Source organism: Oceanibium sediminis (assembly GCF_003265325.1).
GTDB lineage: Bacteria > Pseudomonadota > Alphaproteobacteria > Rhodobacterales > Rhodobacteraceae > Halovulum > Halovulum sediminis.
In genome coordinates this window covers 365,966-379,174 of record NZ_QGNX01000002.1, presented here as the reverse complement: position 1 = coordinate 379,174, position 13,209 = coordinate 365,966, and the positions used below count along the sequence as shown (strand labels likewise).

Sequence of the window (13,209 nt, the reverse complement as noted above, 5' to 3'; positions counted from 1 at the left end):
CCTTCATTGCTGTTCCTCTCCTGGCGTGACGAGGCGCGTTTCGGCGGGCAGTTCCCCCGCCCATTCCCGCGCCGCCAGCACGACTTTTGACATCAGTTCCGACAGGATCTGGCGCTCGCCCTCGGACAGGGCGGTGAGCATGCGCTGCTCCTGCGCCTCGAAGGCGGGGCGGGTTTCCTCGAACAGGGCCCAGCCCTTCCGGGACAGGTGAAGCGCCTGTTTCCGCCCCCCGCCCGGGGCCTTTTCGCGGGGCGAGATCAGGCCCATCAGCTCCAGCCGCTTGATCGCGCGCGACAGCGTGTTCTTGGGAAAGCCAGAGGTGCGCGACACATCCCGCGCGCTGCCCCCGTCCGCCAGCGCCAGCGAGTAAAGGACCACGTATTCGGGGCGGCTCAGCCCGTAACTGTCGCGGATCCATTCATAGAGCGGCGTGTTGTAGAGCAGCGCGAGGTAGTTGAGCCGAAAGGCGAAGGGGCAGGGGTTCCCCCAGAGCTTCGCCTCAAGCATTTCCGGTGCGGATGCATTTGGCATGCTGCCTGTCTTTTCACCAGTTTCGGGGCGGGGGCCTGTCATGGGTGGGCGTAGCCTTATGGTTTTACTTCTGAGTTCCAAATTGAACTTGACCGAGAGCATAAGCCGCCCCATGCTCGAGTGGCAAGTTCCAAATGGGACGCTACTTACCGGGCATGGGGGGCCAAACCGCCCAGTCCGCCAACGGGAAGGGTAACTTATGAGACATCAGAAATTCCTCGCGCCCCTTGTGGTTGCGCTCGGGCTGACGGCGGCGGGGGCCGTGTCGGCCCAGACGCTGACGATGGGCGTTCGCGGCGGTCCCGAGTCTATGGACCCGCACTACTCGGCGCTGGGCCCCCACGCGGAAGCGGCCAAGCATATCTTCGACACCCTCGTCTGGTCCGGCGACGATCTGCAGATCGAGCCGGGCCTGGCCACCAGCTGGGAGCCGATCGACGAGGACACCTGGGAATTCAAGCTGCGCGAGGGCGTGACGTTCCACGACGGGTCCGCCTTCGACGCGGAGGACGTGAAATTCTCCATCGAGCGTATCCCGGTCGTGACCGGCCCGACGACCACTACGATCTACGTGCGCCGGGTGGCCAGCATCGACATCATCGATCCCTACACGCTGCACATCAACACAGACGGCCCGGCGGCCACGCTGCCCTATGACTTCGTGCGCCTATTCATCGTAAGCTCGGACGCGGCGGCGGACTATTCCACGCCGGAAACCGCGGCCGAGGGGTTCAACTCCGGCGCGGCGACCATCGGCACCGGCCCCTACAAGTTCGTCAGCTGGGAGCCGAAAGGCGATCTGGTGCTTGAGCGCAACGACGACTACTGGCGCGGCATCGGCGCGTGGGAAACGGTGATCCGCAAGGAAATTCCCAACGACAGCTCACGCCTTGCGGCGCTGAAGGCGGGGCAGGTGGACGTGATCAACTACGTCTCCTCCGTCGACTACCTGGCGCTTGAGCGGGATCCGGGCATCGACGCGGTCAAGGGCGACAGCGTCTACATCATGAACCTGCAACTGGATCAGCGTGAGGATACGCCGCTGGTTCGCGCCATCGACGGCTCCGAGCTGGACGAGAACCCGTTCCGCGACCTGCGCGTGCGCCAGGCCATCGATCACGCGATCGACCGCGAAACCATGGTGGACATCGTGCTTGAGGGGCTGGGCAAGCCGGCCAACCAGATGATGCCGCCGGGCTTCTTCGGCTCGAACGCGGATATACCGATGCCCGAGTACAACCCCGAAAAGGCGAAGCAGCTGCTGGCCGACGCGGGCTACCCGGACGGGTTCGAGGTGGATCTCTACTGCACCGCCGACCGCCTGCCCGGCGATGGCGCGATCTGCCAGGGCCTGGGCCAGATGTTCACGCAGGTGGGGATCAAGACCAACGTCAACGCGATCTCCAAGACGGTGTATTTCCCCGCACAGGCGCGGCTGGAATATTCCATGTTCATGAACGGCTGGGGCACGCTGACGGGCGAGGCGTCCTACACGCTGGGCAGCCTGGCCCATTCCAACGACCCGGATGTGAAACTGGGTGCCTTCAACCGCATCGAGTACAAGAACGAGGAGGTCGACCAGCTTCTGCAGGCCGCCGCCACCATGCTGGACGCGGACGAACGCCGCGCCACCTACGAGGAGGCGATGGCGAAGGTGATGGCGGACAAGGCCTATATTTCCATCGTGCAGCTTCAGACGGTCTGGGGCACCAAGGCGGGGACGCTGGAATTCACCCCGCGCTTTGACGAGGACACGCTGGCCTTCTTCATCAAGCCCGCGTCCTGACCGGGCTTGAGCGAACCGGCCGGGCGGCGCGCCGCCCGGCCTTCCTGTGCCCGAACTCCCCGCAATCGAGGGTCTGAATGCTCGGCTTCATCATCCAGCGCTTCCTGCAGGCCGTTGTCGTCATGGCGGTGATGTCGGTCATCGTGTTCTGTGGCGTCTATGCCATCGGCAACCCGATCGACATCGTTATTCCCCCCGACGCCACGCAGGAAATCCGGGCCGAGGCGATCCGCCGGCTCGGCCTCGACCGGCCCTTGTGGGAGCAGTACTTCATCTTCATCGGCAACCTGTTGCAGGGCGACCTGGGGCGGTCCTTCGTCTACAACATCCCGGTGCTGGAACTGATCGGCGGCCGCCTGCCCGCGACATTGGAGCTTGTGCTGATCTCGGTCATCACCGCCACTGTCCTCGGCGTGTCGCTTGGCATCTATGCGGGGTATCGCCCCGACAGCTGGCTGGCCAAGACGATCATGGCGGTGTCGGTGCTGGGTTTTTCCGTGCCGTCCTTCTGGGTCGGGCTGATCCTGATCCTGACCTTCGCGGTCAACCTTGGCTGGCTGCCCGCGGGCGGGCGGGGGGATACGGTGCTGATCTGGGGTGTCCCGTGGAGCTTTCCGACGCTCGACGGGCTGGCCCATATCGTGCTGCCCGCGCTGAACCTGGCCCTGTTCAAACTGGCCATGATGATCCGCCTCGCCCGCGCGGGCACGCGGGAAATCATGCTGACAGACACCATCAAGTTCGCCCGCGCCGCCGGCCTGTCGGAGGGGACGATCCTGCGCCGTCACCTGCTGAAACTCATCTCCATCCCGATCATCACCGTTTTCGGGCTTGAGCTCGGCTCGACGCTGGCTTTCGCCGTGGTGACGGAAACGATCTTTTCCTGGCCCGGCGTGGGCAAGCTGATCATCGACTCGATCGGGGTTCTGGACCGCCCCGTCATGGTCGCCTACCTGATCCTGGTCGCCTTCCTGTTCGTCACGATCAACTTCGTCGTCGACCTGGTCTTCGCGCTGATCGACCCGCGTGTGCGCCACGGGGCAAGCGCATGAGGCAAAGCACCCCCCTTGGCCGCTTCTGGGCGGAGTTTCGTGAGAACCGTGTCGCCGTCGTGGCGCTGGTTGTCGTGGTGCTGATGTCGCTGCTGGCGATCTTCGCGCCGCTGATCTCGCCGCAGAACCCCTATGACCTGGCCAACCTGTCGCTGCTGGACGCGCGCCGCGCGCCGGGCTTTGTCGGCTCGGGCGGATACGCGCATCTTCTGGGAACGGACCCGCAGGGGCGCGACCTGCTGTCGGCCATCTTCTACGGCTTGCGGATTTCGATCCAGATCGGGCTGGCCGCCGGCCTCGTCGCGCTGACCATCGGGGCGAGCCTTGGCATCCTGGCCGCCTATCTTGGCGGGCGGCTGGAATCGCTGATCATGCGGATCGTGGATTTGCAGCTGTCCTTCCCGGCAATACTGCTGGCGCTGGTGCTGGTCGCGCTTCTGGGGCAGGGCAAGGCGCAGCTGATCGGTGCACTGGTAGCAGCGCAATACGCCTATTTCGCGCGCACCGCCTATGGCGCTGCCAAGGCCGAGCGTGGCAAGGACTATATCGAAGCCGCGCTCGCCACGCCGCTGTCGGGTCGCGTCGTCATCCTGCGCCACCTGCTGCCCAACTGCATGCCGCCGCTGATCGTGGTGGCGACGGTGCAGATCGCCAACTCCATCTCGCTGGAAGCGACGCTCAGCTTCCTTGGCCTCGGCCTGCCGGTGACGGAACCGAGCCTTGGTATGCTGATCTCCAACGGGTTTCCCTACATGATGAGCGGGCGCTACTGGATCTCCGTCTATCCCGGCGTGGCGCTGATCATCCTGATCGTGGCGATCAACATCGTGGGTGACCAGGTGCGCGACCAGTTCAACCCGAGGCTTCGCAAATGAGCGTCCCGGTCCTGTCCGTGCGCGATCTGCGCACCCATTTCTTTACCCGCGCGGGCGTGGTGAAGGCCGTGGACGACGTGTCCTTCGATCTGGCGGCGGGTGAGATCATGGGCCTGGTCGGCGAAAGCGGTTCCGGCAAGACGGTGACGGGGTTTTCCCTGCTCGGGCTGGTCGACGCGCCAGGGCGGATCGTGGGCGGGTCCATCAAGCTGAACGGGACCGAGCTTGTGGGCATGTCCCAGCGCGGCCTGCGCGCGCGGCGCGGGCGCGAGATTTCGATGATTTTCCAGGACCCTATCGCCACGCTGAACCCGATGCTGACCATCGGCCAGCAGATGCGCCTGGCGATGGAGGCGCATGAGCGCACCTCCCGGCGCGGGGCCGATACGCGCGCGGCGGAGTTGCTGTCACAGGTCGGCATCCCTTCCGCGCGCGAGCGGCTGGGCGCTTATCCGCACGAGTTTTCCGGCGGGATGCGCCAGCGCGTGGCCATCGCGGTGGCGCTGCTGCACCGCCCGTCGGTCATCGTTGCGGATGAGCCGACGACCGCGCTGGACGTGTCGATCCAGGCGCAGATCCTGTTCCAGATGCGCGACCTGGCGCGGGAAACCGGCACCGCGCTGATCTGGATCAGCCACGACCTTGCCGTCGTCTCCAGCCTGGCGAGCAAGCTGGCGGTGATGTACGCGGGGCGCATCGTCGAGCAGGGGCCGACAGCAACGCTGCTACGCGATCCGCGCCACCCCTATACGGCGGGGCTGATCGCCTCGCTTCCGGCAACGGCGGAACCGGGCGCGCCGCTCAGCCAGATACCGGGGACCACCCCGTCGCTGCTGTCCCTGCCCAAGGGCTGCCCCTTCGCGCCGCGCTGCGCGCGCGCCAGTGACGTCTGCGCGACCGACCCCGCACTTGAAGCGCGGGGCGACCGCGCCTGGCGCTGTTTCCACCCCGTGGGCCTGAGTGAAGGGGCGGTGTCATGAGCGCTTTCCTGAGTGTCGCCAACGTCAGCCGCAGCTTCGGCCCGAACCTGACCACCGGCGAAAAGATCGCCGCGCGCCTCGGCGCATCGGTGGAAACGCGCCACGTGCAGGCGGTTTCTGGCGTCAGCCTGACGGTGCGAAAGGGCGAAACCCTGGGCCTGGTCGGGGAATCGGGCTGTGGCAAGTCCACGCTGGGGCGGCTGATCGCGGGCATCCTGCCACCCTCGGAAGGCACGGTGCAGATCGACGGCGCGCCGGTGATGCAAGGCGGGCGCAAGGTGACGACCCGCGTGCAGACGGTGTTCCAGGACCCTTTCGCCAGCCTCGACCCGCGCATGAAGGTGGGCATGACCGTCGCCGAGGGGCCGATTGCCCACGGGCTGACCACAAAGGCGCAGGCCAAGGCATACGTGGCGGAATGGTTCGGGCGCGTCGGGCTGGACCCGGCCTGGGTCGATCGCTACCCGCACCAGTTCTCGGGCGGGCAGCGTCAGCGGATCGCGATTGCGCGCGCGCTGGCGATGCAGCCCGACGTGCTGATCTGTGACGAGCCGGTCGCCTCGCTCGACGTTTCGATCCAGGCGCAGATCATCAACCTGTTCCTGCAGCTTCAGCGCGACCTCGATCTGACCTGCGTCTTCATCAGTCACGACCTGTCCGTGGTGCGTCACGTTAGCGAGCGTGTGGCCGTGATGTACCTTGGCCGTATCGTCGAGCTTGGTCCCGTGGGGCAGGTGTTCGAGCGGCCCGCGCACCCCTATACGGCGGCGCTGTTCGGCTCGGTCCCGAAACTGGTGCTGGATGCGGACGAACTGGTGCACTTCGAGCCCATCGAGGGCGAGGTGCCGTCCCCCCTGTCGCCGCCGCCGGGCTGCCACTACCACCCGCGCTGCCCCCTGGCGAGCGAGGTTTGTGCGCTCGACATCCCCCCGTTGCGCGACGTGCGGGAAGGGCGCGTCGCGGCCTGCCACCACGCCGAAGCGCAGCTTCAGCGGTACTGATCCGCGACGTCGTTCTGGCTGTAAAAGTGGGTGGTACCAGCTCCCCGGCTCGAACGGGGGACCTCTTGATCCACAATCAAGCGCTCTAACCAACTGAGCTAAGCCGGCACCGTGGCGAAGGAGGTAGCGTTTCCGTTTCCGGATTGCAAGCGTCTGTGCCGTTGTTTTGAGGCCTGGTCCGCGGTTTTTGCCAAACGCGTTTCAGCGCGGTTCGCGCGATGGTTGGGGGACGCGTTCCGGATCAACCGGGAATGGGCGCGCGATGGGATGCGCGGCGCCGGCGCGTGGTTGATATCGCGCGCGCCCAGCGCTATTGCAATGGCCAGCCGGACACGAAGGGGGCGCCCGCGATGGGGATCAATACACCAAGCGAAATCGAAGCCAATCTGCAGGTCGGACCGACCGACCAGGGCATGGTGCGCATCTACCTGGTTGGCAACGGCGTCGATCTGCCGCTTGATTTCGACCCGGAAGAGGCCGAGGAAATCGCCGAGGAACTGCGCGCCGCCGCCGCGCAGGCCCGCAAGATCACCGAGTCGGCGAAAGGCCGGCGCCGCTGACGATCGCCGCCATCGGCTGATCCATGACGCGGCGCAGCCGGTCGCTGGCGGTGCGCGCCACTTTCAGCGTGATCGCCTTGCGCCGCGCGGCGGCCAGTTTCGACTCGGGGCCGAGGCGCAGGATCTCGGCGTCATAGGGATCGGCGAGAATCAGGCCGGTTTCCTCGGGCAGCAGGTCCTGCGGGAAATCGGCGTCCACCGCCCAGAAATAGCGGTCGCACCATTCGAGGTAACCCTGCCACTTGCTGTCGCCCATGTAATCGGCCCGGCAGGACTTGCATTCCACCACCCAGATTTCGCCCTTCGGGCCAAGCGCGATGACATCCACCCGCAACCCGCGGGCGGGCACGAATTCCAGCACGCTGGAAAAGCCCAGCGTTTCAAGGTGGCGGCTTACGCCCCTGGCAAGGCGCTGGCCGGGTTGCAGGTCCGGGGTGCTCATGCCCTAGCGAAACATTAAGTGAACATTCAGTCAAGCGCGCTGCCGGCAAGGGACACGGGCGCGGCCAGCGTTTCGACCAGCCCGAGGGTTTCCAGCCGCTGAACGTAGCGTTCGGCCTGCGCGCCGAGGCTGTAGTCGGTCTGCATCAGCAGTTGTCCGCGCCGCGCCTTTTCCCGCGCCGGGGCCGGGTCCCGGTGCAGGGCCTGCATGGCGGCGGCCATGGAGGGAACGCAGACCTCGGCCCAGCGGGCCCCGGGGGTGCGGTGGATCGCGTGGCCGCGCGGCACCGGAACCAGGTCGTGGGGCAGGGGAAACGCCGTGTCCTCGGACAGGAAATCCCGGCAGCCGCCATGATCGGTCGCGATCACCGGCACCTTCAGACTCAGCGCGAAGGCGGGCAGGTAGCCGAATCCCTCCGCCCGGTGGGGCGAAAGCAGCGCATCAGCCGATGCTATCAGCCCTAGCAGCGCGGGAAAGGGCAGGTGCGATTCGATCAGCGTGATCCGCTTGTCGCGGGCGGCGAGGCGGCGGATCTCGTCCATCTGCCGCTCGGGGTCGCCCCGGTGGCCCGGCGGCGCGGGGGTGCTCTTGACGATCAGCTCCGCCGATTCGCCGGCCGCGAAGGCCGCCTGGAAGGCCCGCACACCCGCCAGCGGGTTCTTGCGCGCGACGGAGGAGCGTTCGTCGAAGCAGATCACGAACCGCGTGCCACGCTTTTCGGGAACCTTGGCGGTGTCGGGCGGGGGCAGGACAAGCCCCTTGCGCATCAGGACCACTTCGCCATCGAACTGGCCCTGGTACAGCCGCTTCAGGTAGACGCTCGGCACCCAGATTTCATCCAGCATCTTCAGCGCCAGCCGATGCGCGGCGGGAACCCGATCCAGTTCCCACAGCAGGAAGCCGATGTTGTAGCGCCCGGCATTGGGCTGGTCGGCCAGGATCTCCTGCGGGATGCGGTCGGCGTTCAGGTGGTAGAGCGTGACATCGCGCATCAGCCTGCGCTGTGGCGTTTCGGGCTGTTGCAGCGTTTCCAGGTGCCCGGCCTGCGTGTCGGTGGGCGCCAGCGTCGGGGATATGCCCGCCAGTTGCAGCGCGTGGACGCTCATCCAGAAATTCTGGCTGAGCCCGGTGCCGTTGGCCGCGAACCCCGCCACGGTCAGGCGCGGCGGCGCGGCCCGGTCGCGCTGCCTTGGCGGGCAGGCCTGCGCCAGGCGGTTCGCGAGGTGCGCGCAACGCCATGGCGCCCGCAGCGAGGAGGCCTGCTCCACCGGCACCCGCAGGGCCAGGCACAGGAACCAGTCCAGCCGGCTCGGCGCGCCGGGTCCGTCGAACAGTGGGCGGGCAAGCCCCCTCAGATGCGCGAGGTCTCCGGCTTGCATCCTGTGATTGGCGAGGTGGCGCAGCACCGCGCCTTCAAGCCCCGGGGCCGTCCAGCAGGCCCGCGCATCCGGCGGCACGAAGCGCATCCAGTGGCGGCGGCGTTTGCCGATGATGCGCAGGTGTTGGGCGATTGCGGGCAACCCGCTTTCGGCCACCGCGAAGGCGGCGCGCAGGGCGCGGGGCGCATCCCCGGCCGGGTTGAAGGTGGCCTGCCGCATCGCCGCCTCCACGTCGCGCCCCTGCAGGGTGCGCGCGCGCCGCGCCAGGTCCAGGATGTCGGCGCGGGTGTCCGGGGGCAGCGACAGCGCCTCCGGCAGGAGCAGGGCGCGCGCCACGTGGGTGTCGGTCAGGCGCAGCTCTGCGTGGCCGTCGGTCTGGATGTGGCGGAACATCACCGATTCGGCCTGCTCGGCGGTCTGGCTTCCCGGGCTGAGGCCGAGGTTCGCGCTCAGCAGCAGCGCGGGCGGCGTCGCCAGCGGCACGCGGCTGGCGCAAGGGTGCCCGAAACCGACCCAGAGCGAGAGCAACGCCTGCAGGACCCGCGCCCCCGCCGGGTGCCCGGCGCCGTCATGGATCAACACCAGCTGCCCGGTGGAACGGGCCAGGGCGCGGGCCTGGCGCAGCCGGCGCAACCAGAACACGGCACGGCGCAGCCGCCCGGGCCCCGCCATCCGGCACAGGCTGCGCAGATAGATCACCCCGGCGGGATACCGTCCCCGCGGTTGCCCCGCCGACGGGGCCGCGTCCATGCCTGCGGGCAGACGCGCCACGTCCCCTTCGGCGAAGGCGCCGGGATGCAGCGAGATGCAGCGCACGCGCGCGCCCCCTTCCAGTGCCGCCGCCACCGTTTGCGCGGTGTGCATCGCCATGTGACCGCCGGTCATCCCGAAGGCCCCCAGGACCCAAAGGTCGGGCGGCAGGGCATCGGCGGGGGGCGCGGTGTGCGCTGGGCAGGGGGGCGGCGGCGGGCTCATGCCCGCGATGTTGCATCAATCTTGGTTAATGCTGTCTTAAGGGGTGGTCGGCATTTATTAAGCATGGGTGGCGAGAGACCCCTTCTCTTTCGCCGCTAACCGCCTATTTTAGGGGCAGGCGGGTTCTGCTCTTCTCGTGACGGGGCCTACATCCTAGTGGCCTTAATCTTTCTTGAGGGAGCTGGCTCTGTGTTCGATCCTGGTCTTACACACCTGGTGCCCACCTGGTTTACCAGGCTCTCAAGGATCAAGTGCCCCAACGGCCGCTGCGGGCCCGCCGCCTTTTCCCGATGACCGCATCTCCGATGACCGTCGCCGCCGCGAAAGCGGCGATGCGCGCCGATGTGCTCGCGCGGCGCAAGATCGCCCATGGCACAGTCGATCCCGGGCCGGCCAGTGCCGCGCTCTGCGACCTTGTGCGCCGGCACCCGGGCGGCACGACCGTGGCCGCCTACGCCCCGATCCGCACGGAGATCGACCCCACCCCCGCGATGGAAACGCTCCACGCCGAGGGGTATGCGCTTTGCCTGCCCGTGGTGCAGGGGCCCGGCCAGGCGTTGCAGTTTCGCGCTTGGCGGCCCGGCATGGCGCTGATCCCCGGCGCTTTCGGCGCGCCGATCCCCGAAGCCGGGCCGGATCTCAGCCCCGATGTGGTCATCGCGCCGCTGCTCGCCTTCGATGCGCAGGGCTACCGCCTCGGCTATGGCGGCGGCTTTTATGACCGCACGCTGGCGGGCCTGCGTGCCGTGAAACCGATGGCCGTCTATGGGTTTGCCTATCACGCGCAGTTGGTCCCCTCGGTGCCGACGGAGCCGACCGATGTGCGCCTCGACGCCGTTGTGACCGAAGCCGGGCTGAGCGCAGGCGGCTGAACCGTCTTGCTTTTCTGCGCCGCCCGGCCTAGGTGCGCGGCATGAGAATCCTTTTTCTGGGCGATGTCGTTGGGCGGTCCGGTCGCTCGGCGGTGCTGGAGCGGGTCGCGCAGCTGCGTCAGGACCTCAAGCTCGACTTCCTGATCGTCAACGGCGAGAACGCCTCCGCCGGCATGGGCCTGTCGGCCACCAATGCGCGCGAGTTCCTGGAAGCCGGGATCGACTGCCTGACGCTGGGCGATCACGCTTTCGATCAGCGCGACATGCTGGCCCATATCGACAGCGAGCCGCGAATCCTGCGCCCCCTGAACTTCGCCAAGACCGCGCCGGGCAAGGGCGCGCACCTGTTCCGTCTGGCGGACGGGCGGCGGGTCTATGTCGCGCAGGTGCTGGGCCAGGTGTTCATGAAGCGCCCCTATGACGACCCGTTCAGCCAGATCGACCGCGCGCTCAAGGCCGCGCCGCTGGGCGGGCTGGCGCAGGCGGTGATCGTGGATATCCATGCCGAGGCGACCTCGGAAAAGATGGCCATGGGGCACTGGTGCGACGGGCGGGCCTCGCTCGTTGTGGGCACGCATACCCATGTGCCGACGGCCGACGCACAGATCCTGCCCAAGGGCACCGCCTATCTCAGCGATGCGGGGATGTGCGGCGATTACCTCAGCGTGATCGGCATGGACCGCGAAGAACCGCTGTCGCGCTTCGTCACCGGCATGGTGAAGGGCCGCTTCACCCCCGCAAGCGGCGAGGCTAGCGTTTGCGGCGTCTTGGTCGTGACGGACGACAAGACCGGGCGCGCCACGGCGGTGGAACCGCTGCGCCTTGGCGGGCGCTTGGCGGATACCACCCAGGGCGGATGAATTGCACAACCGGGGTGGGCATAGGCCACACCTGAAGACGACGCTTGAGGGTTACGGGGTGATCCGTCATGCTGTGACGCCGCACGGACCCAGGGGCAGAGGACCCGTACACAGGTGATTGATCTTATTCCGATCGAGGGGTTTTCGGCCTTTTTCACGCTGGCCGTACTGGCGGGCATGTTCCTGCTTTTCCTGCGCGAGACCTACCCGACCGAGGTGGTGGCCCTGATTGGCGCCGCCGTCCTGCTCTGGAGCGGCGTGCTCAGCGCCGAGGCGGTCCTCGACGTCTTTTCCAACCCCGCGCCCTGGACCATCGCGGCGATGTTCGTGATGTCGGGCGCGCTGGTGCGCACGGGCGCGCTGGACGCGCTGACCAAGCAGATCGGAGGGCAGGTCGAAACGCGCCCGGTCTTCGTGCTGGGCACCTTCGCGGTGGCGGTGCTGTTCGCCTCGGCCTTCATGAACAACACGCCGGTTGTGGTCATGCTGATCCCGGTGGCTGTGTCGCTGGCGCAAAAGATGAACCTCGCCCCGTCCAAGCTGTTGATTCCGCTGTCCTACGTGGCGATTCTCGGGGGGCTGTGCACGCTGATCGGCACCTCGACCAACCTGCTTGTCGACGGGGTGGCGCAGGCCAACGGGCTGGAGCCCTTCACCCTGTTCGAGATTACGCCCCTGGCGCTGATCCTGGCGGCCTGGGGCCTGCTGTACCTGCGGGTGCTGGGGCCGTGGCTGCTGCCCGAGCGGGACAGCATGGCCGATATCCTGACCGACCGGAAGAAGATGAAATTCTTCACCGAGGTCGCGATCCCCGAGGGGTCACCCCTGATCGGCGAGACCGTGTTCAAGGTCGCCCTGTTCCAGCGCGCCGGGGCACGGGTGATCGACGTGCTGCGCGGCGACGAATCGCTGCGCCGCCGCTTTCCCGACGTGGTGCTTGAGCGCGGCGACCGGGTGATCCTGCGCACCGCCGTGGGCGAGGTGTTGGGCCTGAAGGAAAGCGGCGCGGTGCGCATGGTGGACGAACTGTCGTCGCGCTCCACCACCACGGTGGAGGCGCTGATCTCTCCGGGGTGTTCGCTGATCGGGCGCACGCTGGGCTCGCTTCGGCTGCGGCGGCGCTACGGCGTCTATCCCATCGCGGTGCATCGGCGGAACCAGAACATCGGGCGCCAGCTTGACGATGTGACCGTCCGCGTCGGCGACACGCTGCTGCTGGAAGGCGCGCCCGAGGATATCCGCCGCCTCGCGCAGGAGGCCGGGCTGGTCGATATCGCGCATCCCACGGACCGCAGCTACCGGCGTGGACATGCGCCGCTGGTGCTGTTGGTGCTGGCGGCGGTCGTCGGGCTGGCGGCGCTGGGCGTCGCGCCGATCTTCGTGCTGGCGGTGGTCGGCGTGGCGATCGTGCTCGCGGCGCGCTGCATCGACGGGGACGAGGCGTTCGAGTTCGTGGAGGGGCGGCTTCTGATCCTGATCTTTTCCATGCTCGCGGTGGGGGCGGCGCTGGAAGCCTCGGGCGCGGTGGCGCTGGTGGCCGGGGCGCTGGCCCCGATGCTGGCGGGATTGCCCGCGCCGCTGCTGATCTGGGGCGTGTTCCTGCTGACCTCCGTGCTGACGGAGCTGGTGTCCAATAACGCCGTGGCAGTGGTCGTGACCCCGGTGGCCATCGGCCTTGCGGCGGCGATCGGGGTGGACGCGCGCCCCCTGGTCGTGGCGGTGATGGTCGCGGCCTCGGCCAGTTTTGCAACGCCCATCGGCTACCAGACCAACACGCTGGTCTACGGACCGGGGGGCTACCGCTTCACGGATTTCCTGCGCATCGGGGCGCCGCTGAACATCAGCCTCGGGGTGCTTTCGGCGGTGTTGATCCCGCTATTCTGGCCGCTCACTTGA

12 protein-coding genes, 1 tRNA gene and 1 other RNA gene are annotated in these 13,209 nt (G+C 67.6%); 10 read left to right on the top strand and 4 right to left on the bottom strand.

Annotation, left to right across the window (positions count from 1 at the left end):
* Positions 1 to 3: 3 nt before the first annotated feature.
* A complete protein-coding gene (locus DJ029_RS07255; RefSeq protein WP_232823001.1) occupies positions 4 to 531 on the bottom strand; it encodes a MarR family winged helix-turn-helix transcriptional regulator in 528 nt (175 codons plus the stop codon).
* Between the two features lie 199 nt (positions 532 to 730).
* On the opposite strand from DJ029_RS07255, the gene DJ029_RS07250 reads away from it, so the two are divergent.
* From DJ029_RS07250 to DJ029_RS07230, 5 genes are all read left to right on the top strand, one after another.
* Positions 731 to 2,317 (top strand): ABC transporter substrate-binding protein, encoded by a 1,587-nt coding sequence (locus tag DJ029_RS07250; protein WP_112321680.1) that lies wholly within the window; start codon positions 731 to 733, stop codon positions 2,315 to 2,317.
* A 77-nt stretch (positions 2,318 to 2,394) separates the two neighbouring features.
* Positions 2,395 to 3,369 carry an ABC transporter permease gene (locus DJ029_RS07245; protein WP_112321679.1) on the top strand — a complete coding sequence of 325 codons (975 nt, stop codon included), beginning with the start codon at positions 2,395 to 2,397 and terminating at the stop codon, positions 3,367 to 3,369.
* Positions 3,366 to 4,244: an ABC transporter permease gene (locus DJ029_RS07240; RefSeq protein ID WP_112321678.1), complete on the top strand. Its 879-nt coding sequence runs from the start codon at positions 3,366 to 3,368 to the stop codon at positions 4,242 to 4,244. Before DJ029_RS07245 ends, DJ029_RS07240 begins: the two co-directional genes overlap by 4 nt.
* A complete protein-coding gene (locus DJ029_RS07235) occupies positions 4,241 to 5,224 on the top strand; it encodes an ABC transporter ATP-binding protein (RefSeq protein ID WP_112321677.1) in 984 nt (327 codons plus the stop codon). The genes DJ029_RS07240 and DJ029_RS07235 overlap by 4 nt, the downstream gene beginning before the upstream one ends.
* A complete protein-coding gene (locus DJ029_RS07230; RefSeq protein ID WP_112321676.1) occupies positions 5,221 to 6,225 on the top strand; it encodes an ABC transporter ATP-binding protein in 1,005 nt (334 codons plus the stop codon). The genes DJ029_RS07235 and DJ029_RS07230 overlap by 4 nt, the downstream gene beginning before the upstream one ends.
* Positions 6,226 to 6,256: 31 nt before the next feature.
* Here the strand turns inward: DJ029_RS07230 and DJ029_RS07225 are convergent.
* A tRNA-His gene (locus DJ029_RS07225) sits at positions 6,257 to 6,333 on the bottom strand.
* Between the two features lie 242 nt (positions 6,334 to 6,575).
* Between DJ029_RS07225 and DJ029_RS07220 the strand changes: the two genes are divergently transcribed.
* Positions 6,576 to 6,785, top strand: coding sequence for a DUF6324 family protein (locus DJ029_RS07220; protein ID WP_112322006.1), 210 nt, complete (start codon positions 6,576 to 6,578; stop codon positions 6,783 to 6,785).
* Here DJ029_RS07220 and DJ029_RS07215 read toward each other — a convergent pair.
* Together DJ029_RS07215 and DJ029_RS07210 are read right to left on the bottom strand one after the other, a co-directional pair.
* Entirely contained in the window at positions 6,754 to 7,227 is a 474-nt protein-coding gene (locus DJ029_RS07215; RefSeq protein WP_112321675.1) for an MmcB family DNA repair protein, read from the bottom strand. The two genes, DJ029_RS07220 and DJ029_RS07215, sit on opposite strands and share 32 nt — an antisense overlap.
* 26 nt (positions 7,228 to 7,253) lie before the next feature.
* The gene (locus DJ029_RS07210) at positions 7,254 to 9,581 is read right to left on the bottom strand and encodes a glycosyltransferase family protein (protein ID WP_112321674.1); all 2,328 of its coding nucleotides are present in this window, start codon (positions 9,579 to 9,581) and stop codon (positions 7,254 to 7,256) included.
* A gap of 119 nt (positions 9,582 to 9,700) precedes the next feature.
* Between DJ029_RS07210 and ssrS the strand changes: the two genes are divergently transcribed.
* The 4 genes from ssrS (at position 9,701) to DJ029_RS07195 (ending at position 13,209) form a co-directional block, all read left to right on the top strand.
* Positions 9,701 to 9,860: non-coding RNA, 6S RNA (gene ssrS / locus DJ029_RS22600), on the top strand.
* 26 nt (positions 9,861 to 9,886) lie between these two features.
* The gene (locus DJ029_RS07205) at positions 9,887 to 10,453 is read left to right on the top strand and encodes a 5-formyltetrahydrofolate cyclo-ligase (protein WP_112321673.1); all 567 of its coding nucleotides are present in this window, start codon (positions 9,887 to 9,889) and stop codon (positions 10,451 to 10,453) included.
* Positions 10,454 to 10,494: 41 nt separating this feature from the next.
* Positions 10,495 to 11,313: a TIGR00282 family metallophosphoesterase gene (locus DJ029_RS07200; RefSeq protein ID WP_112321672.1), complete on the top strand. Its 819-nt coding sequence runs from the start codon at positions 10,495 to 10,497 to the stop codon at positions 11,311 to 11,313.
* A 177-nt stretch (positions 11,314 to 11,490) separates the two neighbouring features.
* A complete protein-coding gene (locus DJ029_RS07195; RefSeq protein WP_112322005.1) occupies positions 11,491 to 13,209 on the top strand; it encodes an SLC13 family permease in 1,719 nt (572 codons plus the stop codon).

Coding starts and splice junctions, on each gene's coding strand:
- DJ029_RS07255 (WP_232823001.1), bottom strand. CDS start 531: ATGCCAAATGCATCCGCACCGGAAATGCTTGAGGCGAAGCTCTGGGGG.
- DJ029_RS07250 (WP_112321680.1), top strand. CDS start 731: ATGAGACATCAGAAATTCCTCGCGCCCCTTGTGGTTGCGCTCGGGCTG.
- DJ029_RS07245 (WP_112321679.1), top strand. CDS start 2,395: ATGCTCGGCTTCATCATCCAGCGCTTCCTGCAGGCCGTTGTCGTCATG.
- DJ029_RS07240 (WP_112321678.1), top strand. CDS start 3,366: ATGAGGCAAAGCACCCCCCTTGGCCGCTTCTGGGCGGAGTTTCGTGAG.
- DJ029_RS07235 (WP_112321677.1), top strand. CDS start 4,241: ATGAGCGTCCCGGTCCTGTCCGTGCGCGATCTGCGCACCCATTTCTTT.
- DJ029_RS07230 (WP_112321676.1), top strand. CDS start 5,221: ATGAGCGCTTTCCTGAGTGTCGCCAACGTCAGCCGCAGCTTCGGCCCG.
- DJ029_RS07220 (WP_112322006.1), top strand. CDS start 6,576: ATGGGGATCAATACACCAAGCGAAATCGAAGCCAATCTGCAGGTCGGA.
- DJ029_RS07215 (WP_112321675.1), bottom strand. CDS start 7,227: ATGAGCACCCCGGACCTGCAACCCGGCCAGCGCCTTGCCAGGGGCGTA.
- DJ029_RS07210 (WP_112321674.1), bottom strand. CDS start 9,581: ATGAGCCCGCCGCCGCCCCCCTGCCCAGCGCACACCGCGCCCCCCGCC.
- DJ029_RS07205 (WP_112321673.1), top strand. CDS start 9,887: ATGACCGTCGCCGCCGCGAAAGCGGCGATGCGCGCCGATGTGCTCGCG.
- DJ029_RS07200 (WP_112321672.1), top strand. CDS start 10,495: ATGAGAATCCTTTTTCTGGGCGATGTCGTTGGGCGGTCCGGTCGCTCG.
- DJ029_RS07195 (WP_112322005.1), top strand. CDS start 11,491: ATGTTCCTGCTTTTCCTGCGCGAGACCTACCCGACCGAGGTGGTGGCC.